This is a genomic window from Klebsiella sp. BIGb0407, from assembly GCF_024807845.1.
GTDB lineage: Bacteria > Pseudomonadota > Gammaproteobacteria > Enterobacterales > Enterobacteriaceae > JGM124.
Genome location: NZ_JANUEQ010000003.1, coordinates 232,575 through 257,699 on the forward strand (window position 1 = coordinate 232,575; position 25,125 = coordinate 257,699).

At 50.0% G+C, this 25,125-nt stretch carries 21 protein-coding genes and 1 tRNA gene; 6 read left to right on the forward strand and 16 right to left on the reverse strand.

Annotation, left to right across the window (positions count from 1 at the left end; all coding sequences use genetic code 11):
* Positions 1–37: 37 nt before the first annotated feature.
* From sixA to M2387_RS11155, 4 genes are all read right to left on the reverse strand, one after another.
* Positions 38–526, reverse strand: coding sequence for a phosphohistidine phosphatase SixA (sixA, locus tag M2387_RS11140; RefSeq protein ID WP_259049282.1), 489 nt, complete (start codon positions 524–526; stop codon positions 38–40).
* A 194-nt stretch (positions 527–720) separates the two neighbouring features.
* Positions 721–2,844, reverse strand: coding sequence for a fatty acid oxidation complex subunit alpha FadJ (gene fadJ, locus M2387_RS11145; protein WP_259049283.1), 2,124 nt, complete (start codon positions 2,842–2,844; stop codon positions 721–723).
* Entirely contained in the window at positions 2,844–4,154 is a 1,311-nt protein-coding gene (gene fadI, locus M2387_RS11150; RefSeq protein ID WP_259049284.1) for an acetyl-CoA C-acyltransferase FadI, read from the reverse strand. The genes fadJ and fadI overlap by 1 nt, the downstream gene beginning before the upstream one ends.
* Positions 4,155–4,371: 217 nt before the next feature.
* The gene (locus M2387_RS11155) at positions 4,372–4,656 is read right to left on the reverse strand and encodes a YfcZ/YiiS family protein (RefSeq protein ID WP_259049285.1); all 285 of its coding nucleotides are present in this window, start codon (positions 4,654–4,656) and stop codon (positions 4,372–4,374) included.
* 502 nt (positions 4,657–5,158) lie between these two features.
* On the opposite strand from M2387_RS11155, the gene fadL reads away from it, so the two are divergent.
* Positions 5,159–6,478, forward strand: coding sequence for a long-chain fatty acid transporter FadL (gene fadL, locus M2387_RS11160; RefSeq protein ID WP_259049286.1), 1,320 nt, complete (start codon positions 5,159–5,161; stop codon positions 6,476–6,478).
* 69 nt (positions 6,479–6,547) lie between these two features.
* Here the strand turns inward: fadL and mlaA are convergent, their stop codons facing one another.
* A complete protein-coding gene (mlaA, locus tag M2387_RS11165; RefSeq protein ID WP_259049287.1) occupies positions 6,548–7,306 on the reverse strand; it encodes a phospholipid-binding lipoprotein MlaA in 759 nt (252 codons plus the stop codon).
* 590 nt (positions 7,307–7,896) lie between these two features.
* Between mlaA and M2387_RS11170 the strand changes: the two genes are divergently transcribed.
* The 3 genes from M2387_RS11170 (at position 7,897) to M2387_RS11180 (ending at position 9,180) form a co-directional block, all read left to right on the forward strand.
* Positions 7,897–8,313 (forward strand): DUF6515 family protein, encoded by a 417-nt coding sequence (locus M2387_RS11170; protein ID WP_259049288.1) that lies wholly within the window; start codon positions 7,897–7,899, stop codon positions 8,311–8,313.
* Between the two features lie 278 nt (positions 8,314–8,591).
* A tRNA-Arg gene (locus tag M2387_RS11175) sits at positions 8,592–8,666 on the forward strand.
* A 334-nt stretch (positions 8,667–9,000) separates the two neighbouring features.
* Positions 9,001–9,180 (forward strand): hypothetical protein, encoded by a 180-nt coding sequence (locus M2387_RS11180; RefSeq protein ID WP_259049291.1) that lies wholly within the window; start codon positions 9,001–9,003, stop codon positions 9,178–9,180.
* Positions 9,181–9,425: 245 nt separating this feature from the next.
* Here M2387_RS11180 and M2387_RS11185 read toward each other — a convergent pair whose 3' ends face one another.
* Positions 9,426–10,685, reverse strand: a complete 1,260-nt coding sequence (locus M2387_RS11185; RefSeq protein ID WP_259049292.1) for a putative acyl-CoA thioester hydrolase — start codon at positions 10,683–10,685, stop codon at positions 9,426–9,428.
* A 334-nt stretch (positions 10,686–11,019) separates the two neighbouring features.
* Here M2387_RS11185 and uriH point away from each other — a divergent pair, with 334 nt between their 5' ends.
* Positions 11,020–11,967, forward strand: a complete 948-nt coding sequence (uriH, locus tag M2387_RS11190) for a uridine-preferring nucleoside hydrolase UriH (protein ID WP_259049294.1) — start codon at positions 11,020–11,022, stop codon at positions 11,965–11,967.
* A gap of 49 nt (positions 11,968–12,016) precedes the next feature.
* Here the strand turns inward: uriH and potI are convergent, their stop codons facing one another.
* From potI to M2387_RS11215, 5 genes are all read right to left on the reverse strand, one after another.
* Positions 12,017–12,865: a putrescine ABC transporter permease PotI gene (gene potI / locus M2387_RS11195; protein ID WP_259049295.1), complete on the reverse strand. Its 849-nt coding sequence runs from the start codon at positions 12,863–12,865 to the stop codon at positions 12,017–12,019.
* Positions 12,862–13,821 (reverse strand): putrescine ABC transporter permease PotH, encoded by a 960-nt coding sequence (gene potH / locus M2387_RS11200; RefSeq protein WP_259049297.1) that lies wholly within the window; start codon positions 13,819–13,821, stop codon positions 12,862–12,864. Before potH ends, potI begins: the two co-directional genes overlap by 4 nt.
* Before the next feature lie 13 nt (positions 13,822–13,834).
* On the reverse strand, positions 13,835–14,968 hold the full coding sequence (gene potG / locus M2387_RS11205) for a putrescine ABC transporter ATP-binding subunit PotG (RefSeq protein WP_259049848.1): 1,134 nt from the start codon (positions 14,966–14,968) through the stop codon (positions 13,835–13,837).
* A 114-nt stretch (positions 14,969–15,082) separates the two neighbouring features.
* Positions 15,083–16,192 (reverse strand): spermidine/putrescine ABC transporter substrate-binding protein PotF, encoded by a 1,110-nt coding sequence (gene potF, locus M2387_RS11210; RefSeq protein ID WP_259049298.1) that lies wholly within the window; start codon positions 16,190–16,192, stop codon positions 15,083–15,085.
* A gap of 412 nt (positions 16,193–16,604) precedes the next feature.
* On the reverse strand, positions 16,605–17,516 hold the full coding sequence (locus M2387_RS11215) for a DUF808 family protein (RefSeq protein ID WP_259049300.1): 912 nt from the start codon (positions 17,514–17,516) through the stop codon (positions 16,605–16,607).
* 344 nt (positions 17,517–17,860) lie between these two features.
* On the opposite strand from M2387_RS11215, the gene M2387_RS11220 reads away from it, so the two are divergent.
* Positions 17,861–19,846, forward strand: a complete 1,986-nt coding sequence (locus M2387_RS11220; protein WP_259049301.1) for a ligand-gated channel protein — start codon at positions 17,861–17,863, stop codon at positions 19,844–19,846.
* Positions 19,847–19,903: 57 nt separating this feature from the next.
* Here M2387_RS11220 and M2387_RS11225 read toward each other — a convergent pair whose 3' ends face one another.
* Genes M2387_RS11225 through M2387_RS11245 form a run of 5 tightly spaced genes read right to left on the reverse strand, consistent with a single transcriptional unit; the run spans position 19,904 to position 24,929 of the window.
* On the reverse strand, positions 19,904–20,437 hold the full coding sequence (locus tag M2387_RS11225) for a 4Fe-4S binding protein (RefSeq protein WP_259049302.1): 534 nt from the start codon (positions 20,435–20,437) through the stop codon (positions 19,904–19,906).
* Complete coding sequence (locus M2387_RS11230) at positions 20,434–21,030, reverse strand: TorD/DmsD family molecular chaperone (protein ID WP_259049303.1); 597 nt, start codon at positions 21,028–21,030, stop codon at positions 20,434–20,436. Before M2387_RS11230 ends, M2387_RS11225 begins: the two co-directional genes overlap by 4 nt.
* Before the next feature lie 54 nt (positions 21,031–21,084).
* Entirely contained in the window at positions 21,085–21,861 is a 777-nt protein-coding gene (locus M2387_RS11235) for a dimethyl sulfoxide reductase anchor subunit family protein (protein WP_259049305.1), read from the reverse strand.
* On the reverse strand, positions 21,854–22,480 hold the full coding sequence (locus M2387_RS11240) for a DMSO/selenate family reductase complex B subunit (RefSeq protein WP_259049307.1): 627 nt from the start codon (positions 22,478–22,480) through the stop codon (positions 21,854–21,856). Before M2387_RS11240 ends, M2387_RS11235 begins: the two co-directional genes overlap by 8 nt.
* A 13-nt stretch (positions 22,481–22,493) precedes the next feature.
* Entirely contained in the window at positions 22,494–24,929 is a 2,436-nt protein-coding gene (locus M2387_RS11245; RefSeq protein WP_259049308.1) for a DMSO/selenate family reductase complex A subunit, read from the reverse strand.
* Positions 24,930–25,125 lie beyond the last annotated feature (196 nt).

A 25,125-nucleotide genomic window follows, 5' to 3' on the forward strand; every position in this document is an offset into this window, starting at 1 on the left:
GTCGCCAGGGCGACTTTTTTGCTAACAGAGAAGAAAATCAGACTGTTTTTTCTGTTTTAAACTGGCACGGACTTTTCTGCCAGTTAAGAGTGCCCTTCCCGGTCAGCGGTTCGAGCGTTACGCTGGCAATCGCGGAAGTAGAGAACATCGGTGGGGATTCTTGCGGGCATAGCGCCGACACCAGATAACCTACCAGAGGCAGATGGGAGATAACCAGTACCGAGGATACGCCTTCCGCGGCGAGCATATTCAGATAGCCAGCAACGCTATCGGCATCTCCCCCTGGCGTCAGTTCTGGCAGGACATCCGTCTGACCCGCAAACGACAATTCTTCACCCACGACGGCTAAGGTTTGTTCTGCGCGTAAATAAGGGCTGACCAGAACTCTCTCAATATTTGCTGTCTGACCTTTCAGCCAGGCCGCCATCAATCGTGATTCATCACAGCCGCACTCTGTCAGAGGACGTACTGAGTCGCTTGCAGCATTCAGAGCCGCATCACCGTGACGCATAATAAACACTTGCATATTGCACCGCTTTTGTTAACCAAGGACACCTTAAATCCCCACGCAAAGGAAAAGGATTTGGCAGCCCGGCATTGTGCCTGATTCATACATCGAATGAAACGCTGATCTTTACCTTAATGCTGTGAACTCAGTCAATCTTTGTTGATAAAATCATCGCTAACGACGGCTAATCGTTGGATTTGAACGATTATCAATCAGTTTCCATCAGTAAAAGACTCACTTTGTTCTGCCATCGCTATCAAACGCTCGCAGGGAGTGAAACGCTCACCATACACATGCGCCAGGTGTTGTAAGCGCGCAACCACAGTGGCGATTCCCAGCTGATTCATATAGTGGAATGGACCGCCCAGAAATGGCGGGAAACCAATACCAAATACCCCACCAATATCACCATCACGCGTAGAGCGAATCACCCCTTCATCCAGGCTACGAGCCGCTTCATTAAGCAGCATCATCACGCAGCGTTCAGCCAGACTTTCGCTATTCAGCCGGACCGCTGGTGTGACGCCAAGCAGGCCATAAATAGTGTTATCCGCCTGTTTCTTACTCTTTTTCCCTCGCGCCGGATACAAATAAAAGCCACGGCTATTTTTCCGCCCGCGACGATCGTCAGCTAAAATGGCATTCAACGCCGAAGGAGGCGCAAAACGCTCGCCGTAGGCTTCTTCAAGCACGGGCATGATTTTGGTTCCGACATCGATCCCAACCTCATCAAGTAACTGAATCGGGCCGACCGGGAACCCAAACTTCACCAGGGCATTATCAATGTGTTCTACCGGCTCACCTTCCACCAAGCAACGCAAAGCTTCATTGATATAGGGCGCTAAAATACGGTTAACATAAAATCCCGCGCTATCGCCTACCACAATCGGGGTTTTACCTTGCTTCTTCGCTAGCGCCACGGTCGTGGAAATAGTTGCAGCACTTGTTCCGGCATGAGGTATCACTTCTACCAAAGGCATTTTATCGACCGGACTAAAATAGTGCAGACCAATAACCTGTTGCGGGCGTGTGGCATAAGCCGCGATATCGCGAATAGGTATCGATGAGGTGTTGGAGGCAAAAATAGTTTCAGGGCTGGCAAACTGTTCAACCTCGGCCACCATCTGCTGTTTCAGCGCCAGGTTTTCAAATACCGCTTCAATCACAACATCCATCTGCCGGAATCCCTGATAGTCAGTTCCCCCGGAAATCCGCGCCATTTCCCGTTCTCTTTGCACCGGGGCAATCTGACGACGACTGACCTGTTTACTCAACAGATCCCAGCTGTATTTCAGGGCATGATTAATGCCTTCGGGCGTCGTATCTTTGACGCGAACCGGCAATTGCCCCTTGATTGCGGTGACATAAGTAATACCCGCGCCCATTAAACCGCCACCCAGCACACCAACAGAATGCAGAGGCCGTGGAGGCACTTCGCTGCCGGACTCTTTTTTCAACGCTGAACTGGCGAAAAACAGGCCGCGTAAGGCGGCTGATTGCGGCGACATAGCCAGGATACCGAAAGCTTTCGCTTCCGCCTCATAGCCTTTGTCGCTTCCTTGTGCCAGACCAAGCTCAATAACATCAAGAATTTGATTGACTGCTGGGTAGTTTCCCTGGGTTTTTTGCAGCGTTTTTTTACTGACCAGACGGAACAGTAGTGGCCGCCCTATTCCTGCCAGAAAACGCTCTTTCACCGGCAGGCGATGAACCGGTTTATGCCCACGCAAGGCCAGAGCGACAGCAATATCCAGTAACTGTGACTTCGCAACGACCTCGTCAACCAGCCCCAGCTTTAAGGCTTGCTTCGGGCGGAGCTGTCGGCCAGTAAGGATAGTATCCAGCGCTTTCGATACGCCAATTAACCGCGGTAAACGCTGCGTTCCACCGGCTCCTGGCAGTAAGCCTAGCTGGACTTCGGGTAAACCCAGCCGGGTTTCCGGCTGGTCAGTACAGATTCGCGCATGACAGGCCAGTGCCAGCTCAAGCCCCCCGCCTAAGCAACTGCCATGAATAGCGGCGACCACAGGTACAGGCAGAGAGGCAATATCCGCCATGATTTGCTGCCCCTGATGCGCCAAAGTTTCCGCATCCTCGGCTGTTTTACACTCTGCAATCATGAAAATATCAGCACCAGCAATAAAATTGTCTGGTTTAGCTGAGATAAAAACCACGCCTTTAATACCCGAATGAGCGCGGATTTGCTGGATAATCTCCCGAACTTGCGCAGCAAATTCGGCTTTCAGCGTATTCACTCTTTCGCCGGGAACATCGATGGTGACTACCGCTACGTTATCTGCCCGGATCTCCAGGCGAAATGCACTAAGCTGTTCCATTATTCGGCCTCCAGTACCATTGCAGCACCCAGTCCACCAGCCGCACAGGCCGTCACTAAACCAAACCCACCGCCACGACGACGCAATTCATGTAACGTCTGGGTTACCATTCTCGCCCCGGTAGCCGCAAACGGATGACCATAAGCAATAGAGCCTCCCAGAACATTGAATTTTGCCTCGTCAACTTCTCCCGTCGCCTGAGAACGCCCCAGTTTTTCACGCGCGAACTCGGCGCTGGCTAACATTTTGAGGTTGGCGAGGGTCTGTGAGGCAAAAGCCTCATGCATATCAAATAGCGTCAGGTCGTTAAGCGTCAGCCCGGCGCGATCCAGCGCCAGGGGTGTCGCCCATGCAGGGCCCAGCAACATATCCTGCCAGACATCAATGGCGGTAAAGGCGTAGCTGCGCAGATAACCCAGCGGTATCAGCCCCAGTTCTCTGGCACGCGATTCTGCCATCAAAATGACGGCTGCCGCGCCGTCTGTCAGCGGTGTGCTGTTTGCGGCGGTAACACTGCCATGTTTCCTGTCAAACGCCGGACGTAATTTTGCATAATCCGCCAGGCTACTCTGCTTGCGGATATTATTATCCTCGCTAATCGACTGGCGATAAGGGGGGACAAAAGCCGTCATGACTTCATCCGCCAGTTTGCCTTCCTGCCAGGCCTGAGCCGCAAGCTGGTGGGAGCGATGCGCCAGCGCATCCTGCTGTTCACGGGTAATACCATGGGTTTTGGCCATTTGCTCTGCCGTATCGCCCATACGCAACCCGGTGGAGTATTCAGCAATGGCAGGAGGAAGAGGTAGCAAATCGCGCGGCCGCAGGCGAGTGAGCAGTTTGAGACGCTGAGTAAGCGTACGGGCTTTACTTAAGTCCACCAGGGTGCGGCCTAAATTTTTGCTCACACCAAAAGGCAAAACGGAAGAAGAGTCAGCCCCGCCGGCGATACCCGACTGGATGGTGCCTGCCATAATACTTTCAGCAACATTGGCTATCGCCTGAAAACTGGTGGCACAGGCGCGACTGACACTATAGGCATCAGTATGAACGCTCATACCGCTCCCTAAGACAATTTCGCGCGCTATATTGGGGGCCTCAGGCATCTGAATCACCTGGCCAAATACCACCTGATCAATGAGCTCCGGCGCAACGTTACTACGAATTAAGAGTTCCCGAACGACCCAGTTGCCGAGAGAGACGGCAGGAATACCATGAAAAGCGGTGGCCTGACGGACAAAGGGCGTACGCAGCCCACTGACGATGGCAATCCTTGCACCCTGACGCGTAACCAATGGTAATGCCTGGTTCATAACGCTCCCCTACAGAGAAAATAATTAGTGGTCTGACCTGATGCCAGTGTTAACTAATTATTCACACTTCGCCAACCCTTTAGGGGGAAAATTGCGAGAAGCAGCACGTTTCACGATGGGAGAAACAAAAAAATGGGAGAGTTTTTAATCGGGGAATAATCAGGGGCTTTAAAAATGGCTGACATAGGAGTCAGCCATTTTTGTTCAAGCAGTCAGCCTAGCGCAAGCCTAACTGGAAAATCATCGTTTCTGCCTGACAGCAGAACTGGAAGTCGATATCGAGACGTACACCCTCGGCTTCTTCAGTGAAGCGCGGTGTAATCTGGCAAGGCTCGGACTCCACTTCACGCGCTTTAGCGCTCAGTGCCGCCAGAGTCTCTTCGGCCTGCTCTTTGCTGGCAAACACACGGCTATAGGAGGCAACACAATCCGTATTATCAATGATAGAACCGACGTCTATGCAGCAACAAACTGGGGTTTCATCTGCACTATTTCTACTCATGATTCGTTCCTTAGTATTATATACTCAGAATAATTCGGGTTGTTTTAAGCGCTGAGTGAAGAGAACCGATGCGTACCGGAAAACTCTATGATTCGATGCGTTTTGCGAAAGCAACACCCAGGCAAATCGAAGTATGAGGAGTATAACCTAAAAGATAAACGCCCTAACTTTCATGGTCGCTATTTTACGTCGCTCTGAATTTTCACTCCAGTTGATTATTCTGGTAATCGGCGTGAGTGACGGAAATCACACTTAAAAATGATCTAAAACAAATTCTGCCCCCCCCATAGCGCCGGAAAGTTGCTATTTTTTGCTGCCTTGATCATGTTTCCGACAACAACTCACCAATAAACGCGAAACATTCTTGCAACATACCCACTGGTCGTACCTATACTCGAATAACTGGTCTGCTTTCTATCTACCAGCACAGTCCCTACTATGCGCGCTTCGGTTACGGTAAGTAGCATTTTTTGTATAAAAATAAATCAATGAGGTTTTGGTTATGAGCCAGAGAACCCTGTTCGCCAAGTCATTTATAGCAATTGCTGTAGCAATGGTCAGTTTACAAACACATTCCGCGGGCTTTCAGTTAAACGAATTTTCTTCTTCTGGTCTGGGACGAGCCTATTCAGGAGAAGGGGCTGTTGCAGACAACGCGGGCTCTGCCAGCCGCAACCCGGCCACCATCATGATGTTTGACAGGCCTTCTTTCTCTGGCGGTGCGGTTTATATTCAGCCAGACGTCAATATTTTTGGTAACTCCCCTGCGGGAGGCAGCACCGATGCTAAAAATATTGCACCCAATGCCTGGGTTCCAAACCTGCATTTCGTCGCCCCGATTAACGAGAAGTTTGGCTGGGGTGCCTCAGTCACCTCCAACTACGGGCTGGCCACCGAGTTCAATAATAGCTATCGCGCAGGTTCGGTCGGCGGAAAAACCGACTTGCAGACCGCTAACTTTAACCTGAGCGGAGCCTGGCGTCTTGATCCTAACTGGAGCTTCGGTTTAGGTCTGAATGCGGTTTACGCGAAAGCGAAAATTGAGCGTTATGCGGGTGATTTGGGTTCGATTTTAGCTGGAAGCGGTAAGCTCCCTCCCGGATATGGCAATATTGTTGCAGGCATCCCAGCAAATACGCAGATTACCAGTCTGAAAGGCGATAAATGGGGCTTTGGCTGGAACGCAGGGGTACTTTATGAGCTTAACAAGGGCAATCGCTACGCGTTAACCTACCGTTCAAAAGTCAAAATTGATTTTGATGGCGACTATAAAAGCGACCTGCCTGCTTCCTTTAACCCTATCTTAGGGGACTATGGTTTATATGGCACCGGCGGTGAAACCATCCCGGGTTCTTTAAGCCTGAACTTACCTGAGATGTGGGAAGTGTCCGGTTACAATACTGTGGCGCCTAAGTGGGCCGTTCACTACAGCATGGCTTATACCCGCTGGAGTCAGTTTAAAGAACTGAGAGCGACAGGCAGTGATGGTAACTTACTGTTCCTGAAGGATGAAAGCTTTAAAGACGCTTATCGTCTGGCAATAGGTACCACCTATTTTATGGATGAAAACTGGACCTTCCGCACCGGTATTGCTTTTGATGATAGCCCGGTACCGGCGAATAAACGCTCTATTTCTATTCCCGATCAGGATCGTTTCTGGCTCAGCGCCGGGACAACCTATGCCTTCAATAAAGATGCTTCGATTGATGTCGGTGTCTCCTATATGCATGGCAAAGCGGTTAATATTCAAGAAGGTCCTTACAGCTTCCGTTCTGAAGGTAAAGCCTGGCTTTACGGTACCAACTTTAACTACTCATTCTAATCAGCCCTACAGGCTGCTCAGAAAGCAAAAAGGCGAACCGAGGTTCGCCTTTTTCATTTTCAGGAAAGACTACATACCGTCGATCTCTGCCAGGTCATCCTGAATAGCTATAGCATTTGGATTCGTTTCCGGGCTCAGCTTGCCGCCATTTGCCAGGAAGTCGTAACGCTGGAAGTAAGCTTCACGAACCAGAATATACGGGTCGGAAGACTGACGCAGCAGACCATCGCTATCCAGTAAGCGCGCACGCGTTTCAACCCCTTCCAGAGTCCATTTACCAATAGACATCGGCCAGGTCAGCCAGGATAGCACCGGATAAAGCGTATCAACATATTCACCGCCATCTTCACGCGGCGTAACGCTACCGTATCCCGGCAATACAATATAAGGGCCGTAACCTACGCCATAGTGACCCAGGGTGCTGCCAAAGCGTATCGGATAGGTCCGCTCAAGTTTCGGGTTTGCCATACCGGCGATATCAATAAAGCCGCCCATTCCCAGTATCGTATTCAGGAAGAAGCGGGTGAAATGCACCATTCCCTGATAAACATCGCCCTGGGCAAAATTGTTCACCATTGAGGCGGGTTCTTCAAGGTTACTGGTGAAATTGCTCAGACCGTTACGTGCAGGTTGCGGAACATAATCACGCCATGCAACGGCAACCGGGCGAACAATATAAGGATCCAGCACGTTCATGTTGAAGTTGAACATGGTTCGGTTGAACCCTTCCAGCGGATCGGAACGCTCGTCTGGTTTTTTATCAGCCGAGCTGGCACACCCCAGCAAAAAGGTGGTTGCCAATGCCAGTCCGGTCAGGCGAAAATTCATAAGCGTCTCCATTTTTTTGATCTGCGCTTTCAGTGCTCTGTTCACCCTTGCCGGGCGCTAAAATAAGGTACTGGTTACCAAAATATTTATCTTTCCTGAAGGAAGTCTACTCAGATGCCCAGTCATTTTTGTAGCCATTACTGCCTTTTACTACACTATACACTAAATTATTCAGGTTACAGGAAGTCGGCGATACACACGACGCCTCAACGGATTCAGTCACCGGTCAGCGAGGCCAGTCACTTTTAGAAATAGTTGTTAAAGTATAACTAAAAATGCGCCCGATAGTGTCAACAAAATATGCATAACGGCTCAAATATCAGGTAATAACCTCTTCGCTTACAAAGAGGGTGATGATGAGAATATATGTGGATTCATTGACGGAAATATTTAAAGCAGAGTAAAAACCCAATACTTTTTATTTTAGAAAAAAAATAAGACTAATACGAAAAGTAAAAATCAGATAATTACTTCTACGGGTAATTATGAATATTTAAAGGATTTACGCTCAGTGAAACAAATCCCTGCCGGGATTGATTATAATTATCTCAGTAGTAACAACGCTACAGATTTAAGCAGGAGATACCGCGGTGAAAAAACACATCTGCGCTTTAGCCATGGCGATAATAACAGCCTCACCGTCACTGGTTTATGCCGGTCCCGGCGGCCCGGGTGGACATGGCGACTATCGAGGAAATGGCGGTCATAACGGGCCTCATTTTAACCCCGCCCCCAGTAGCCCAGGCCCAAGATCGCCTCGACTGGATTTTCTCCCGGCGCTGGCAACCACCCTCATTCTCGGCGGGCTGACCTACTATATTGTCAATGACGCTTATTACAGAAAACAAGGCGCTGAATATATTCTTGTTCCAACACCAGAAAATGCCCGCTCCGATCTCAACGTCGTTGATTATAATAATAAACGTTATTACGTGCGTAATGGCAGTTATTATCAGAAAGATATCGACGGTAACTATATTGAAGTTCCTCGTCCTGCCGGACTCTGATTATCCCCGTCAAACGACACCTCATATAATATATCCACTGAGGGTGATCGTACAAACGGTCACCTGAATGGCTAATAGAATAGAGAAATGGAGAAGTATAATGGCCATCAGAGGTAATCGCCCATAGCGTCGATACTGAATAATAAATAAACGAATCAGTACCTGTATGAAATTAATGGCGAAAACTACCGCTCTTAACCCCATAACAGCTTGATGAATCACCCAATATTGCGTACCATCGAAGCGCTTCAAAACAAAGGCAGCCACAAGCCAGTGAAGTCCTCTTAGTTAAATGGATATAACAAGCCCCTCCTAAGGGCTAGTTGCAGGTTCGATTCCTGCAGGGGACACCAGTTGATAACCAGTCAGATCAGCCTCCCCCACTGTCAGTAAAACTTATCCATATGAATTCTGCTCGTGCTGACCGTAAAACACATAAACGCTGCGCAGCCCCCGGATAAACCTTATTACCTGCCTGATGCCAACATTCTGTGCATCTCTATGTACCTGTAGCACAATTCTAATCGCTAAACCAATGCACCATCGGCTGTTCTACTGACACTCATTCTTCTTTGTTTAAAGGCGAATCTTGGTAGTATGCAAGAGGCGCTAACTCAGGTTAGCACGTACTATTACCTGATTGACAAACGGGTTCAGTGATGAGTCTTTATATTGTGAGGTAGTATCATGCAAAACGAAACATTGTCGTTGCGTAGAGCACAGTCTGCCGCAAAACGTTCCGTTCATGAAGGCATAGAGTACGTAAATATTACTATGACAAAAGAGCGCGCCAAAAGTGTGTCTAAGGCCTTCTATGATTCTCGCAATGATAAGGAGAACTATGAGTTCGTCTGCGTCAAAGAATAATAAAAATCAGATAGTTATGTTGGTAGTAAGGCTGTGGCTGGACATATGAGACGTTATCCGCTGTAAGACTTCAAGACCAAGTTGGTTTGCTGATGACAGAGAAATGCCACAGCGACGGCATACGAACCCGACATCACCGGACATTTCATATAATTTTACCCGCTGTATACGCTGCTGAATTTCCTTATTCACAGTGAGTTATTACAGCGAAACGATATCTATGAATCACACAACTTATACAATAATCACTTTACCTGCCGGGTATTATTGAACTCCCATAATCTATTGAATTCAATATTATTTAAATCGCGATCTTTCGCTATATTCCCCTGAAAAGGACGCTTGGTTGTTGCAGCGGGTCCCCAGGGGGATTGGGCGTTATATCCACTATCAAAAGTGGATAGCGTAATCACCGCCTGGCCATTTGATGTTTTGCCTGGTATATAACCCGTTTCCCTGGCGCCTTGATCCCAGGCTCTCCCTAAATACGCATGTCTTTTTTCACCAAAACCGCTATCGCTGGTAAATCGGCTACCGGTGACTAAAAATCCGTAAGGATTGTCTGTTAAGGTATTTGGGGCTAATACATAGACGGGTTTGGAAGTGCGGCTAGAGACAGTGTGAAAATGAACGCCATCAAAAACCGCCGTTGCGCGGCCAAAAACATAATCAACGTCCCCCTCAATATAGCTGTCTTTTATCAGAGCACGGCTGATACGATCGGTGACGTATCGGTTATGTTTATCACTGGTATTAACAAAAAAAGTATCTTGTCTGCCAATAAGACGTGCTTTTTCGATCTGAACTTTATCTCCGTCGGTACGCAAAGCAACGCCTTGATGGGCGTTACTATCGACCGTATCTAATAAGCTATTTTCAACGGTCAAATTGGTCAGCTGAAATCCATTATTTTGTGACCAGACTACAGCAGAACATAACGTCGTAACGACCTCTTCAGTGGTCGTAGCACAGGTCTGGTACATATCCCAGGCCGGATCGCCTGGCTGATATTGTCCTTGGTTGTTTACCGTTTTACGCCACACTTCAGGTGAAATCATTGAATCAACGGCCAGGGACAACACAACTTGTTCTGGATTATCTCCGCTGCCAAAGAGTGTAACAGGAGGAGAATCTGCCGGAATATAGAGCGTGCCGACATAGGTACCTGGTAAAATCTTGATATAAATCCTGCTATCCGAACTGTCAGATTTATCGCTCAGTGCGGCATTTAGCGCTTGCTGTACAGTCTGATAGGCGGCCTCTTTACCCACAACCCAAGGCGTCGACTCATCGGTCTTTATGTGTTCATCCGGTATCCAGACATCAGAGACGGTTTCAGTTAATAAACCTCCTCGTGAGAAATAGTTTTGCTGCGTAAAGACGGCGGCTTCCTGTGGGGTTAACTCTGGCGCTTGCTGAGTTTGCGCTGCGTAACTGGCAGTAGTTTGTATTAACAGAGGCAAACAGAAAGACATCAGCGTGAATTTATCGTTTTTTTTTATCATTTTATTTCCTTCTATCTATCGTCTGGGGAGAAGTAAGAAATACAAATGATAATGAATTATAATTTTAAAAAAATTGAAATAGCGTTTATTTTTTATAATTTCCTAAAAAAATCTATCAGAGTCGCTCTCTCCAGAGATGCCGATAGTGGAGGCCCAACTTTCCGTTTTGACCAATAATGCCTGGCTACAGTCATTTTTTTCCATAAAAACACATTATTATAAAAAGAACCTGAAGCTCTTTAGATGTTTACAGAAAAAGCCAGGCATTGCAGAGTGATCCAGAAAAAAGAAAACTGGACGTCACTGACTTAGCTAAAAAAGGAAGAATACCCACATGACGAAGAAAATCATTCTTGATTGCGACCCCGGTCACGATGACGCCATTGCAATATTATTAGCGCACGGTAACCCGGAGATTGAATTGCTGGCGGTCACCACCGTCGTTGGCAATCAGACCCTGGAGAAAGTGACTAAAAATGCGCTAGCCGTTGCGCGTATCGCCAATATTACCGGGGTTCCTTTCGCCGCAGGCTGCCCAAGGCCTTTGGTTCGACAAATAGAAGTGGCTCCGGATATTCACGGCGAGTCAGGTCTGGATGGTCCTGTCTTGCCTGAACCCACCATTGAGCTGGATCCACGTCATGCCGTTGACCTGATTATTGACACCATCATGGCCCATCCGGCAAAGACCATCACGTTGGTGCCGACAGCAGGATTAACCAATATCGCTCTGGCAGCCAGAAAAGAGCCACGCATTGTTGAGCGGGTGAAAGAAGTGGTCCTGATGGGGGGCGGTTATCATGTAGGTAACTGGAGCGCAGTGGCTGAGTTCAACATCAAGATTGACCCGGAAGCTGCTCATATTGTATTCAATGAAAAATGGCCATTGACCATGGTGGGTCTTGACCTGACGCATCAGGCTCTGGCGACCCCAGAGGTGGTAGATAAAATCAAGAAGGTCGGTACGCAGCCTGCAAAATTTGTCCTTGAGTTATTAGATTTCTTTGGCGCTGCCTATAAGGATGCTCAAGGTTTTGACTACCCGCCGGTGCATGATCCTTGTGCCGTTGCCTATGTTATTGACCCGGCTGTCATGACGGTAAAAAAAGTTCCTGTGGATATTGAACTGACAGGAACATTAACGCTGGGAATGACCGTTGCCGATTTCCGGGCTCCTGCTCCCGCCGATTGCCATACGCAGGTAGCCGTTAAACTCGATCACACTTACTTCTGGGATATGGTTGTTGATGCGCTGACGCATATTGGAGAAGTAAGGGTCTGAATAGCAGAGCAATGGCTGGCGGGGTATCCACCAGCCATCACAACAAAGCTTAATGCCCGGCAGAACGTGCTTTCTGAATATCCTTCAGGCGCTGCTTTTCTTTCTGGGCCATCAGGCGCCAGGCAATAAAGCCGACCAGTCCCACCACAAACAGGATCAGTGTAGCCAGCGCGTTGATTTCCGGATTCACACCACGTCGTACCGTCGCAAAGATCTGCATTGGCAATGTGGTGGCTCCCGGCCCGGTCACGAAGCTGGATATCACCAGGTCGTCCAGCGACAGCGTAAACGCCAGCAGCCAGCCGGTTACCAGCGCCGGTGCAATCATCGGTACGGTTATCACAAAGAAGACCTTTAACGGCGTTGCACCGAGATCCATCGCGGCTTCTTCAATCGAACGGTCCAACTCACGCAGTCGGGAATTGATAACGACCGCCACATAGGCCGTACAAAAGGTCACGTGGGCAAGCCAAATAGTCAGCATCCCGCGTTCAGCAGGCCAGCCAAACGCATTGGCCATCGCCACAAACAGTAGCAACAGGGACAAACCGGTAATCACATCGGGCATGACCAGAGGTGCCGTCAGCATAAAGGCAAAACCGGTCGATCCTTTGAAACGCCCGAAACGCACAATGACCACGGCGGCAATCGTCCCGAGGATAACCGCAGCCGTCGCCGAAAGTGCGGCTATCGACAGGCTCAGCGTCACGGCGCTTATCATCGCATCATCCTGGAATAACACCTGGTACCAGCGGAAGGAGAAACTCTCCCACGCTGCCAGTTGCGATGAGTTAAATGAAAAGATAACCAGCAGCAGCATCGGCGCATACAGGAAGAAGAAAACGACCGCGAGGATAGCGGTACGCCACTTTGAGCGAATGGTCGGCAACTGACTCATGCCTTATCCCCCATCTCTTTGTTCTGATGCTTATGGAACCAGATAATAGGCAGAATAAGGATCAGCAAAATGATTACCGCCAGCGCAGAAGCTACCGGCCAGTCACGGTTATTAAAGAATTCCTGCCACAGTACACGGCCAATCATAATGCTGTCCGGGCCACCCAGCAGTTCAGGAATAACGTACTCGCCTACCGCCGGGATAAACACCAGCATCGATCCGGCAATAATGCCGCCTTTGGTCAGAGGCACAATCACGCTGAAGAAAGTTTTCAGCGGGCGGGCACCCAGATCCAGCGAGGCTTCCACCAGCGAATAATCAATACGGGTCAGCGCCGTATAAATCGGTAATACCATAAACGGCAGATAGCAGTACACAATACCGATATACACCGCCAGGTTGGTATAGAGGATAGCTATCGGCTGATCGATAACGCCAGCCCACATCAGGAAGTTGTTGAGAATACCGTTATCATTCAGGATCCCCATCCAGGCATAGACGCGAACCAGGAACGAGGTCCAGGACGGCAGAATGACCAGCAGCAGCAAAATATTACGCGTAGAGGGCGAAGCATGTGCCACCGCCCAGGCCAAGGGGTAGCCAATCAGCAGACATATGCCCGTTGAGATAGCCGCAACCTGTAATGAGTGCAGATAAGCATCAATGTAGAGCGGATCGCCTGTAAGGGTAAAATAGTTCCCCAGATTCAGCACCATACTGAGACTGTCATCGGCCCAGGTCAGTAATTCAGTATAGGGTGGGATAGCCCGCGCTATCTCAGCGAAACTGATTTTCAGGACAATCAGAAACGGCAACAGAAACAGCAGCGACAGCCAGATGTAGGGCAGCGCAATGACCAGCTTGCGGCCGTGGGCGACTTGCAGACGGGTCAGCAACGATACTCTGGTTTTTTGCACGCCGGGTGGCCGGGCAGTGCGTTCAGAAACTTGGCTCATGATCTTCTCCCGCTTACACCGTCAGAACCACACAGCTGTCTGCATCCCAGCAGAGACTGACTTCATCTCCCCAGGTCGGCATACCGTTACGGAAGCGATGACCATTTTGCAGCTGAGCACTGATCATCTGTCCGCTGCGCAGACGAACGTGATAGATAGACAGGTCGCCCAGATAGGCAATATGCACCACTTCACCTACGGCAAAATTGAAACCGTCAGCCGGGGCCTCTTCACACAGCATGACTTTTTCCGGACGCAATGCCACATAGACAGGTACACCATCCAGGACAGAGACATCTGACTCCACTTTCAGCGGATAGACCAGACCGGGGCAGTCGATGATTAATTCGTCCGACTGGCTCTCACGTAGCAGGCCTTCAAAGACATTAACGGAACCAATAAACTCAGCGCTAAAGCGGGTCGTTGGATGTTCATAGATCTCCTCCGGCTCGCCAATTTGCACAAATTTACCACGGTTCATGATGGCGATACGCCCGGCCATAGTCATGGCCTCTTCCTGGTCGTGGGTCACCATCACGCAGGTTGCACCCACGCGCTCAAGAATATCGATGACTTCCAGTTGCATGCGGTCACGCAGTTTTTTATCCAGCGCGCCCATAGGCTCATCGAGCAACAACAGCTTGGGCCGCTTGGCAAGGCTTCTCGCCAGGGCCACACGCTGACGCTGGCCACCGGAAAGTTGATGCGGTTTACGCTTGGCGTACTCCTGCATATGTACCAGGGTCAACATTTCAGCCACGCGGCTGGCAATCTCCGCTTTCGGCAGTTTGTCCTGCTTGAGTCCGAAAGCGATATTCTGTTCCACCGTCATATGAGGGAACAGTGCATAGGACTGAAACATCATATTGATCGGGCGCTGATAAGGAGGCACATGAGAGAGATCCTGACCATCCAGCAAAATCTGCCCTTGGGTCGGGCTCTCAAAACCGGCCAGCATACGCAGCAGCGTAGACTTACCGCAGCCGGAGGCGCCCAGCAGAGCGAAAATTTCACCTTTATAGATGGTCAGGTTTACATCATCCACCGCATGCTGACCATCGAAGGATTTCGTCAGGTTACGGATTTCCAGCAGCGGCGTTAACGCCCTGCTTGCCTTATTTTGAGGACGGGGGATCGCGTCGTTCACTACCATTACTCTCCGGCGCTGAATAGCCTTCCCGTGGGGAGGCCCAAAATAACAAACAGAGGCCGATAAACGGGCCTCTGTCGCTTAGCAAAAGTGAGCTGAACTCACTCTCCGTTATTTACCACTTTTAACTTTAGTCCATGCACGGGTGCGTACACGGTCAAGTTTCGGATCCTGCAGCTTAAGCGTAAACAGTTTCGACATGGTTTCTGGTGTTGGGTAGATACCCGGATTATTACGGATAGCTTCATCAACAAACGGCAGAGATGTTTTCACGCCGCTGGCATAGAAAATGGTATTTGAGATCTGCGCCATCACCTGTGGTTCCAACAGGTAATTGATGAACTGATAGGCAGCCTCAGGATTTTTTGCATCTTTCGGGATAGCCAGCATATCGAAGAACGCCAGTGCGCCCTCTTTCGGAATGCTGTAAGCAATATTTACCCCATTTTTAGCTTCTTCCGCACGCTGTTTCGCCTGCAGGATGTCGCCCGCCCAGCCGATTACAACGCAGGTATTACCGTTCGCCAGATCGTTAATATACTGGGAAGAGTGGAAATAACGGATATTTGGACGCAGCTGCAGCAGCAGATCGGTCGCGGCGCCAGAGTAGTCTTTGGCATCGCTGCTGTTCGGATCTTTGCCGAGATAGTTCAGCACGGTGGCGAATATCTCTTCAGGCGCATCAAGGAAGGAGACGCCGCAGCTTTTCAGTTTCTCGAGGTTTTCCGGTTTTAATACCAGATCCCAGCTGTCGACCGGGGCATCTGCGCCCAGTGCAGCTTTGACTTTCTCGACGTTATAACCGATACCGGTAGTCGCCCACACATAAGGAACAGAGTACTCATTACCTGGATCGTGCTGTTCCAGCTTCTTCATCAGTTCCGGATCAAGGTTTTTGTAGTTTGGCAGTTTGCTGCGATCCAGCGGCTGAAACACGCCTGACTGCAGCTGACGCGCCAGGAAGCTGGACGATGGCACCACGACATCATAGCCTGTGCTACCCGCCATCAGTTTACCTTCCAGCACCTCATTAGAATCAAATACGTCATAGACGACTTTGATACCGGTTTGCTTCTCGAAATCCGCTACGGTGTTTGGCGCAATATAATCGGACCAGTTGTAGACGTGCAGCGTCTTATCTTCCGCCAGTGAGCTTGCAGAGGTCGCCATCAGCACGCCCGCAACGACACCTGACAACCATTTTTTACGTTGGTTGAACATCTTCCATTCTCCTGAACAGGGATAATTACAGCTGTACCCAAGGTACATTTCTTAAGCACGCGAACCGGTGAGCGCCTGCCATAAAATAGAGATCCACAATGAATCAATATTCACTGCAACGTTAATAGAAAAAACCTATAGTTGTAGCAATGTTGCACGCTTTATACGGCAACGTAACTTCGGATTCAAGTCCGAAATGCAACGCTAAGCCGCCTTTTTTTAGCGCTGTAAATACAACTGCGAGTTCCCCCTGCTCCGCGCGCTTTCGCGGGTTCATTCAGAGTACAGAACAGACTGCTACAGCTATTATCATTGACAGCCAGAGATCACTGGCAATGCCCTTGGCTGGCGGGTCATTGAGGTCTTTAAGCCACGCTTCCAGTCATTTCTTTCTGACGCCCGGATAACTCTATCATGAGGGTATACCGCGCAGGCGGTTAACGCCTTTAACGGCAAGCAGTACACAACTGCCAATCAGAAAACCTAACACTAAGTTTGCCACGTTTACAGCAATCACAGATCCGACTGCACCCAGTGCAATGGCGCTCTCCTCAATAGCATGATGGAGAGCGGGAATGCCGTGAATAATAATCCCTCCACCGACCAGAAACATGGCTAACGTTCCCACGATAGTTAACGTCTTCATAAGCTTTGGTGCCAGAACTAATAATCCGTTACCCAGGCTTTGGGCAATACGATTCGTTTTATCTGTCAGCCAGTAACCGAGATCGTCTATTTTGACAATGACAGCCACTAATCCGTAGACGCCAATAGTCACGATAATGGCGATCCCCGAAAGAATAAGAACTTGGTTCAACAGCGGTGCGCCCGCCACGATCCCCAGAGTAATGGCGATTATCTCCGCAGAGAGAATAAAATCGGTGCGTATCGCGCCCTTCACCTTTTGTTTTTCAAATTCACCGCTGTCTTCATTTTCTAAGCTCGTCAGGCGCGCCTGTTTTTGCTCGATACTTTCTGGATGACGACGGGTATGCAGGTAATGAAAGACTTTCTCGACCCCTTCGAAACAGAGATAAGCCCCCCCTATCATTAATAAGGGAGTAATAGCCCAGGGTGCAAAAGCGCTAATCACCAGCGCCAGAGGGACAAGAATCAATTTATTAACAAAAGATCCTACTGCCACTTTCCAAACCACAGGCAATTCACGATTCGCCCGTAAACCTGAGACTTGCTGAGCATTGAGGGAGAGATCGTCTCCCAGTACTCCTGCGGTTTTCTTGGCCGCCATCTTACCCATAACGGAAATATCATCCAGCAGTGTGGCGATATCATCGAGCAATGTTAATAAGCTACTTCCAGCCACAATAGCGATCCTTATCTCGTCATGTAGTTACTTCATTCAGTATGCCACCTGTAGCCCGCTTGCAAATATTTTATTTGGCGAACCTGTATGACGCTGTCTTATCCCGGACGCTGAATAGTGTATCGGGCATCATTCCGATGTATTAACGATAAGACCTAAACATAATCACTTACATATTCTATTTAATCAAACACATACAAACGATAATAATTACCATTTTCATTTGCAAGTAAGCTGTTTTTGTACAATATTGGCCCTGATTTATGTCGACTCATCACTCATCAGCTCAATATTTTGATGTTGATAGTGATACTTCAAGGACACATTTTTAGGGTATGGATACAATGAAAATACAGTATATGACGGCCATTTCATCGGCAATATGCCTCATTCACCTGCCGACGCTCGCATTGGCCGCAAACGAGGATACCCTCGTTGTTACCGCTTCCGGGTTTGAGAAAAAAATTCAGGATGCTCCCGCTTCAATTTCCGTAATAACCAAAAAACAGATTGAGGATCGGGCTTACCGTGATGTCACTGATGCACTAAGAGATGTTCCCGGTGTTGTTGTTACCGGTGGGGGAAGCAGCAGCGATATCAGTATTCGGGGGATGGCCTCAAAATACACCCTGTTCCTGATCAACGGTAAACGGGTTAATACCCGGGAGACCAGGCCTAACAGCGATAACTCCGGTATTGAGCAAGGCTGGATGCCCCCACTTGAATCCATTGAACGCATTGAAGTCGTGCGCGGCCCCATGTCTTCACTATATGGGTCGGATGCAATGGGCGGCGTTATTAACGTCATTACGAAGAAAATTTCGAATACACGTTCATGGAGCGGTTCACTCCATGCTGATTCTACTTTTCAGCAACATAATGATTCTGGCGATTTATATCAGACAAACCTCTATGCATCAGGTCCTTTAATTGACGGGCTGCTTGGCGCAAAAATCACCGGGCTGATCTCGCACCGGGCAGAAGATACTTTCCTCAACGGCTATAACGAACAAAAAATGCGTAACGGGGGGCTGACTCTCAACTTTACGCCTGATGATAAGAACGACATCGATTTTGAGGTCACCCGGGAATTGCAGGATCGTAACAGTACCCCAGGTAAGTCAATTGCCTCAGAAAATTGCCGCCAGGGAACATGTCAACCTGCCAGCAGAAGCGACAGTCGCTACGAGCATACAACCTATTCGCTGACCCACAGCGGCTATTACGGGGCATTTGATACCACAAGCTTTATACAGCAGGAGGAGGCAACTAATCCCGGGCGGGAAATGAAGTCCTACAATACTGTTTTCAATAACAAAACCCAGATTTTCCTTGACGATCATACTATTACACTCGGCGGAGAGTACCGCTATGAAGAACTGCGCGATAACGGTAATCAGCTCAAAGCCGCTCACGGGCTCAACAAACTGACTCGCTGGAACGGGTCACTGCTTATGGAAGACGAATGGCTCGTCGCCCGGCAAGTCGCCCTTACGGGGGGTTTGCGTATGGATAAGGATGAAAAATACGGCACTAACTGGACGCCGCGTGGTTATGCAGTATGGAACCTTACAGACCAGTGGATCGTGAAAGGCGGCATATCAGCAGGTTATCGTGCCCCGGATTTACGCCAGTCCTCGGCAAACTGGGGGCAGGTCACCGGCGGAGGGAGTCTCGACGGCATTATTGTCGGTAACCCGGAGCTGAAACCCGAAAAAAGCCTGAGTGAGGAGATTTCACTGTTCTGGGATAACGATGATAATCTCAACGCTGGAATCACCATTTATAACACTGATTTCAAAGATAAAATAACCGAAGTCCGCCGGTGTAATAATCGCTCAGAGCCTGACTGTCACATTGGCGGCACCCCTTACGATTTTATCAGTGACCGCGTTAATGTGGATAAAGCGAACATCCGCGGCATAGAATCCACTTTCGCCTGGAAAATAACCCGCGATCTTAACTGGACAGCGAACTACACCTTTACCCAATCAGAGCAAAAGAGCGGTCAGTTCTCAGGTAAGCCATTAAATAAAATGCCAAAGAACATGTTTAATACGACGTTTTCCTGGCAGGCTCTCCCGGACGTTGGAGCCTGGAGCCGTCTGAATTTTCGTGGTTCCACCTCTGAATATTTAAGCCGCAGTAATATGGCTGAAGGCACACCTTCTTATACATTGATCGATGCCGGTCTGCGGTATGACATCAACAAAAACTTGATGGCGTCGGCGGGTGTCTACAATCTGCTGGATAAACGCATCGACTATAGTACCTATGACGCCGTTCTGGACGGACGCCGTTATACCCTCGGCCTGACCTACAGCTTCTAGATTTCATGGACGAAAATCACCGTTAACGCGGTGGTTTTTATTGCTATTCCTCACCGGTTACTTCAATAAAATAGCGCTGTGCGTGCACTGAATCACGCATTCGCCGCAGCCGTTACAAAGCGTGCTATCCACAACCGGTACACTGTTCTCTTCAGCCGAGCAGGCGTTAACCGGGCAACTCTCCACACACTGGTTACAGGATCTTATCCCATTGATACAACTGTGCGTAAATGCCGGGCGTAATCCGGTATCGAAGCGCGTTTGTGGTTGTAATGCTCCCGTCGGACAGGCCTTGATGCAGCTCGCGCAACCATCGCAGCTGGCAAACTCGATAGCCAGTTGCGGTAGCCCACTCTCATGTTGCGTTAACACCCCCATAGGGCAGGCACCGATGCAGGCATGACAATGAGTGCAACGGCTGACAAATTCGGCAACAGGTAATGCGCCGGGGGGCAGCGGATGATCGGGCAGCGTGGAAACCGCTGCCGGTGTAACCTCCCGCGCCGCCGTTAAAAAGGCACGAAACAGTCCGCGCCGGCTTACCTGGCGGTGGGACAGGTAAGCTTCATAATATTTCTCGGTTCGGCTCATCCGAAAAACAGCCGTTTTTGTTCAGGACGCAGGCCGAGTTGCTGCTGAAGATCGGTCAGAAAAAGCGCGGCCACCTCAGCCAGCTGCGCATAAAACGGACTGATTTCATTGCGTTGCAGTAAACCCAGATAATGCGTAGCCCAGGGGAGCAGCCAGCTTTCAAGCAGAGTACGGGCTGCTACCTCGTTTTCTTGTTCAATCAGGGCGCTATAGGCGAGCAACATCAGCCCGAACTGATCTTCAGGCTCATTCTGCTCACCTGTAAAAGTGAGGCCCTGTGTCTGCAGAAACGTTCGGTAGGATGCCGTGCTTTCCCCCATCAGCAGGTTGTCTCTTTCCAGGTAGACAGAACCCCACGGAGGGACAGGCATCATCCCCTGCCCCTCAAATAGCACAGAAAACTGCCATGCAAGCGCAGCGTCGTCCGGGTGAGGCCAGTGCTCGCTAAGCCGGGCTATCTTATGCTTATCCTGCCAGGAGTAGAGGTCAGGTAGTTCGGTCAGACAGTCAAACAGAGCACTGACCTCCGGACGCCCCGGCGAGTAGTAAAACAGGGCACCAAGGATACGCGGCAATACCGCATGGGATAACATCTTGTCAGACTCCTGAAAACAGCGACAGCCAGATACTCTCTGGCTGTCAGCTTATTACATGGGTAAAACCCACAGATTATAAAATGCGATACGTCCGGCCAGTTCTGCGGCGATAACCACCAGAACCGTTGCGGCCAGCACTGGTTGCCCCTGTTTAAAACGACCGCTGACGATGGCACCCACCACGCCAGCTGCCAGAAGCAATGCCTGAGCGGTGAACCAGTTAGTCTGGGCGGAAGTTAACGGGCCATCGGCATTCATCAGGGTCGACATATAACCCGGGCGCAGGCAGAAGCTGGCAAGAATACCCAGCACACTCACTGAGAGTCCAATCCGCGGTAGCCCCAGCAATGCCGCCAGTGCCCCACCGCCAATCAGCGGCGTGAGTATCATCATCACCAGGGTGTAGGAGGAGCTCCAGGTCACCACCGTCGGCAACTGATATATGCGTGGAATAGCAAACAAGAACACCACGCCGGTTATTACTGCCAGCCAGGCCAGAATAGTGAACAGCTTTTTTGCACCCCGATTCAGCAGCAGACCCAGCGCGGCCAGACCGCCTAAAGCACCATAGAGTGACGAGAGAACAATTTCATTACTCATCGGCGAGGCGCCCGTGCGGAAAAGCACATTCATGGCGCGCAGAGGCTGGCCCAGATGGAAAGCCGCCATACACAGACCCAAAGCAAACAGACACATGCTGGCGAATAGGCCAATCGCCATGCGTCGGGGGTCAATTTTCCCCAGGGTGCCGCCAATCAACAGCAGAATGAATGCACCCACGGCGCTCTGGGTAAATACCGTAAAAAAGACCAGCGGTAACTCATGCATGGCGTATCTCCCGTGGGTTAAGAATCGCGCCTTCTTTATCACCCGTCGGACGCGCTTTCGGGTGCGGCTTCACGATAAGGTTAGGTCGGGTAAATGAAGCAGCTGGCAGAGGCGCTATCTGGTTTTCACTGCCGTATTTCGCCCGCAGTTCGTCGATGGGGCCAAACTCCAGAGCCCGCTGTGGGCAGGAGTCCACGCATATCGGGCGTAAATTTTTCTCCAGTCTGTCGAGACAGCCATCGCACTTGCGCATAATTTTTGCCTGGGGATCAAACTGCGGCGCGCCGTACGGGCAACGCATTTCGCAGTAGCGGCAGCCAACACAAATCTCGCTGTCCACCAGAACCAGACCATCTTCCTTACGTTTGTGCATCGCGCCAGTCGGGCAACCCGCGACACAGGTCGGTTCGTCGCAGTGATTACAGGCGATAGACAGATAATAAGTGAAGGTATCGTTGTGCCAGCTCTGCCCTTCTTTTACCCAGCTACCGCCGCCGTATTCATAAACCCGGCGCAGTTTGGGACCTACATCCAAATCTTTGTTGTCTTTACAGCTCACCTGGCAGGTTTTGCAGCCTGAACAGCGCGAGGAATCGACATAAAATCCATATTGTTTCATTGCAAATTACTCCTCAGACGCGTTTGATTTCCACCAGATTGGTGTGCTGTGGGTTGCCTTTCGCCAGCGGCGACGGCAGTTGACTGGTTAGCGAATTAATACATCCGCCAACGTCGACCCCATTACTGTCAAGACGCGTCCAGGCTCCCTGGGGCATCGCTGCTACGCCGGGCAGAATGCGCTGGGTGACCTTGCACGGGATCTCCACAATTCCACGATCGTTAAACACCTGCACCCGATCGCCAGATACCAGCTGCCGTTCCGCCGCATCTATTGGGTTGATCCACACTTCATCCGGGACCGCTTCATGCAGAGCAAGGATATTGGTATAGGTGGAGTGGGTATGGCCTTTGGTGTGAAAGCCGCTCAGTTGTAGCGGATATTTCGTGGTCAGTTCTTTGTTGAGATGCGATTCATTCACTACGCAGAACTCCGGTACCGCCGGGATACGATCGCCTTCCGGCAACGTCCATTTCTGCGCCAGATCGGCAAGTGCCTGAGAGTAAATCTCAATTTTACCTGACGGCGTGGTTAATGGATTTTCTGCGGCATCCTCACGGAATGCCAGAAATGCGATGCTCTCTTTTTCAGTGGCGATACGCTGATCGATAACCCCTTTTTCTTTTGCGACCGACCACTCTGGCAGATAGGGGCGTTTTTCGCGGATCTGCTGATAATGATCCTCAGCCCACTGCGCCTGGGTTTTTCCTTCCGTGTATTTGTCACGCAGCCCGAGATGCCCGGCGATATCCGCGCACACATCGTAGGTACTGCGCACTTCCCACATAGGTTTAATGGTTTTCTGTATCGCAATCATGTAGTTGTGCGAGCCCGCTGCATATGAGCTGTCGACTAAATCTTCTGCCTCCAGATAACTGGTTTCCGGCAGCAGAATATCGGCATACTTCGCGCTGGGAGTCATATGGTTTTCAATCACCACAATGGTTTCACACAGACTTTCATCCGCCAGAATTTTACGCGTCCGGTTGATATCGCCGTGCTGATTAAGCAGAACGTTACCGGCCTGGTTGATAAATAGCTTAATACCCGTTTTAAGATGATCAGCGCCTTTCACCCCCATGGTGGTGGCGGTCATTTTCTCCGGGTTAAGAATCGCATCGGTCCATAAATAGCAAGGGATCGACGTTGTTACGGGATTGGTAGCGATGGGCAAAGAAGGCACGCCGTAAGGTGTGCCATAAGGCCAGTTGCCGTTGTTGGTTCCCGGGCGGCCAAAATGACCGGTAATGGCAGGCAGAGTTTGAATGGCGCGCACGGTTTGCTCTCCGTTGGCATGACGCTGCGGCCCCCATCCCTGACAGATATAGCAGGCGCGCGCAGTCGCAATTTCACGCGCCAGCTGCTGAATGCGGGTTGCCGGAATACCGGTGATATCCGCGGCCCATTCCGGAGTTTTGACAATACCGTCACTGCCGGTACCCATCACATAGTCTTTGTAACTGGCATTGGGTGCAGCGGCCGCAGGCAAGGAACTGCTGTCATAACCCACGCAGTATTTATTGACCTCCGCTTCGTCGATCAGGTTCTCGCTAATCAGCGTATGGGCGATGCCCGCAACCAGGGCTGCATCAGTCGTCGGGCGAATCGGTAACCACTCCGCATGTTCCGTTATGACCGAGTCGGTATAACGTGGGTCGATAATCACTACTCTGGCCTTTGAGGCCTCCAGTGCCCGACGCAACTCTTCGACCTGACCACCACCGGACATGCGCGTTTCCGATAAATTCAGCCCGAAGAGCACCACCAGATCGGAATGCGCAATTTGCGTAAAATGGCTGCCGATATAACTCCCGTGCGTGTACGGTGTCGCGGTCGCAATTTGTGCGGTTGAATAAGTGTTGTGGTAATTCAGATACCCACCGGTCAGATTTAACAGACGCTTCCACGCGGGTGTACCCTGGGTGTGATAATAGGCCCCTGACTGGTAGTTATAATAAATCGCTTCGCGGCCATACTTTTCGGTGACGCGGGTGAACTCGGCGGCAATCAGTGCTGTCGCTTCTTCCCAGCTTATCCGTTTAAATTTTCCTTCACCGCGCTTGCCAACCCGCTTCATTGGGTATTTCACCCGATCCGGGCTGTAGACACGCCAGCGGCTTGAACGTCCGCGTAAACAAGGGCGAATTTGATGCTCGCCAAATACCGCATCATCTTTCGCATCTTCCGGTTCTATGCGCACAATCCGGTCATCTTTGACGATGACTTTCAACGGGCAACGACTGCCACAGTTCACCAGGCAGGCACTATGGCGCACGGTTTCCCCGTCATTAACTACGGTTTGCCCCGGCGTATCCGCACGGGCAATTGATGAAAACGGAAGTGAAATCGCATTACTGAGGGCAACAGCGGAGCCCAATTTCGCGGCAGTACTTACTGCCTCTCGTCGGGTAATCGGGGTTGATAAAAAGTTTTTTAGTTTATTTTTCATTATGTAATTCTCACATTGCATCCATCATACACCGTACGGGAATGTGAAAATTGGCGGTTGATTAAGATCAAAGGGTTATAAGCTATACTCAAAAAGTATTATAAAATGTGAGTAAACTGACTGACCTCATGTCACGCAATGGTTAATAAACCACTGAATGATTAAGCCGCCTAAGTGCATCTTCGCTTATTCAAAC

Excerpts from the sequence above, each read along its gene's own strand:
- fadJ (WP_259049283.1), bottom strand. The coding sequence starts at position 2,844 with ATGGAACAGCTTAGTGCATTTCGCCTGGAGATCCGGGCAGATAACGTA.
- mlaA (WP_259049287.1), bottom strand. The coding sequence starts at position 7,306 with ATGAATTTTCGCCTGACCGGACTGGCATTGGCAACCACCTTTTTGCTG.
- potF (WP_259049298.1), bottom strand. The coding sequence starts at position 16,192 with ATGTTCAACCAACGTAAAAAATGGTTGTCAGGTGTCGTTGCGGGCGTG.
- M2387_RS11240 (WP_259049307.1), bottom strand. The coding sequence starts at position 22,480 with ATGAAACAATATGGATTTTATGTCGATTCCTCGCGCTGTTCAGGCTGC.
- M2387_RS11180 (WP_259049291.1), top strand. The coding sequence starts at position 9,001 with ATGCAAAACGAAACATTGTCGTTGCGTAGAGCACAGTCTGCCGCAAAA.
- M2387_RS11230 (WP_259049303.1), bottom strand. The coding sequence starts at position 21,030 with ATGTTATCCCATGCGGTATTGCCGCGTATCCTTGGTGCCCTGTTTTAC.
- M2387_RS11225 (WP_259049302.1), bottom strand. The coding sequence starts at position 20,437 with ATGAGCCGAACCGAGAAATATTATGAAGCTTACCTGTCCCACCGCCAG.
- fadL (WP_259049286.1), top strand. The coding sequence starts at position 5,159 with ATGAGCCAGAGAACCCTGTTCGCCAAGTCATTTATAGCAATTGCTGTA.
- M2387_RS11155 (WP_259049285.1), bottom strand. The coding sequence starts at position 4,656 with ATGAGTAGAAATAGTGCAGATGAAACCCCAGTTTGTTGCTGCATAGAC.
- M2387_RS11220 (WP_259049301.1), top strand. The coding sequence starts at position 17,861 with ATGAAAATACAGTATATGACGGCCATTTCATCGGCAATATGCCTCATT.
- M2387_RS11245 (WP_259049308.1), bottom strand. The coding sequence starts at position 24,929 with ATGAAAAATAAACTAAAAAACTTTTTATCAACCCCGATTACCCGACGA.
- potI (WP_259049295.1), bottom strand. The coding sequence starts at position 12,865 with ATGAGTCAGTTGCCGACCATTCGCTCAAAGTGGCGTACCGCTATCCTC.
- potH (WP_259049297.1), bottom strand. The coding sequence starts at position 13,821 with ATGAGCCAAGTTTCTGAACGCACTGCCCGGCCACCCGGCGTGCAAAAA.
- M2387_RS11235 (WP_259049305.1), bottom strand. The coding sequence starts at position 21,861 with ATGCATGAGTTACCGCTGGTCTTTTTTACGGTATTTACCCAGAGCGCC.
- sixA (WP_259049282.1), bottom strand. The coding sequence starts at position 526 with ATGCAAGTGTTTATTATGCGTCACGGTGATGCGGCTCTGAATGCTGCA.
- M2387_RS11185 (WP_259049292.1), bottom strand. The coding sequence starts at position 10,685 with ATGATAAAAAAAAACGATAAATTCACGCTGATGTCTTTCTGTTTGCCT.
- uriH (WP_259049294.1), top strand. The coding sequence starts at position 11,020 with ATGACGAAGAAAATCATTCTTGATTGCGACCCCGGTCACGATGACGCC.
- fadI (WP_259049284.1), bottom strand. The coding sequence starts at position 4,154 with ATGAACCAGGCATTACCATTGGTTACGCGTCAGGGTGCAAGGATTGCC.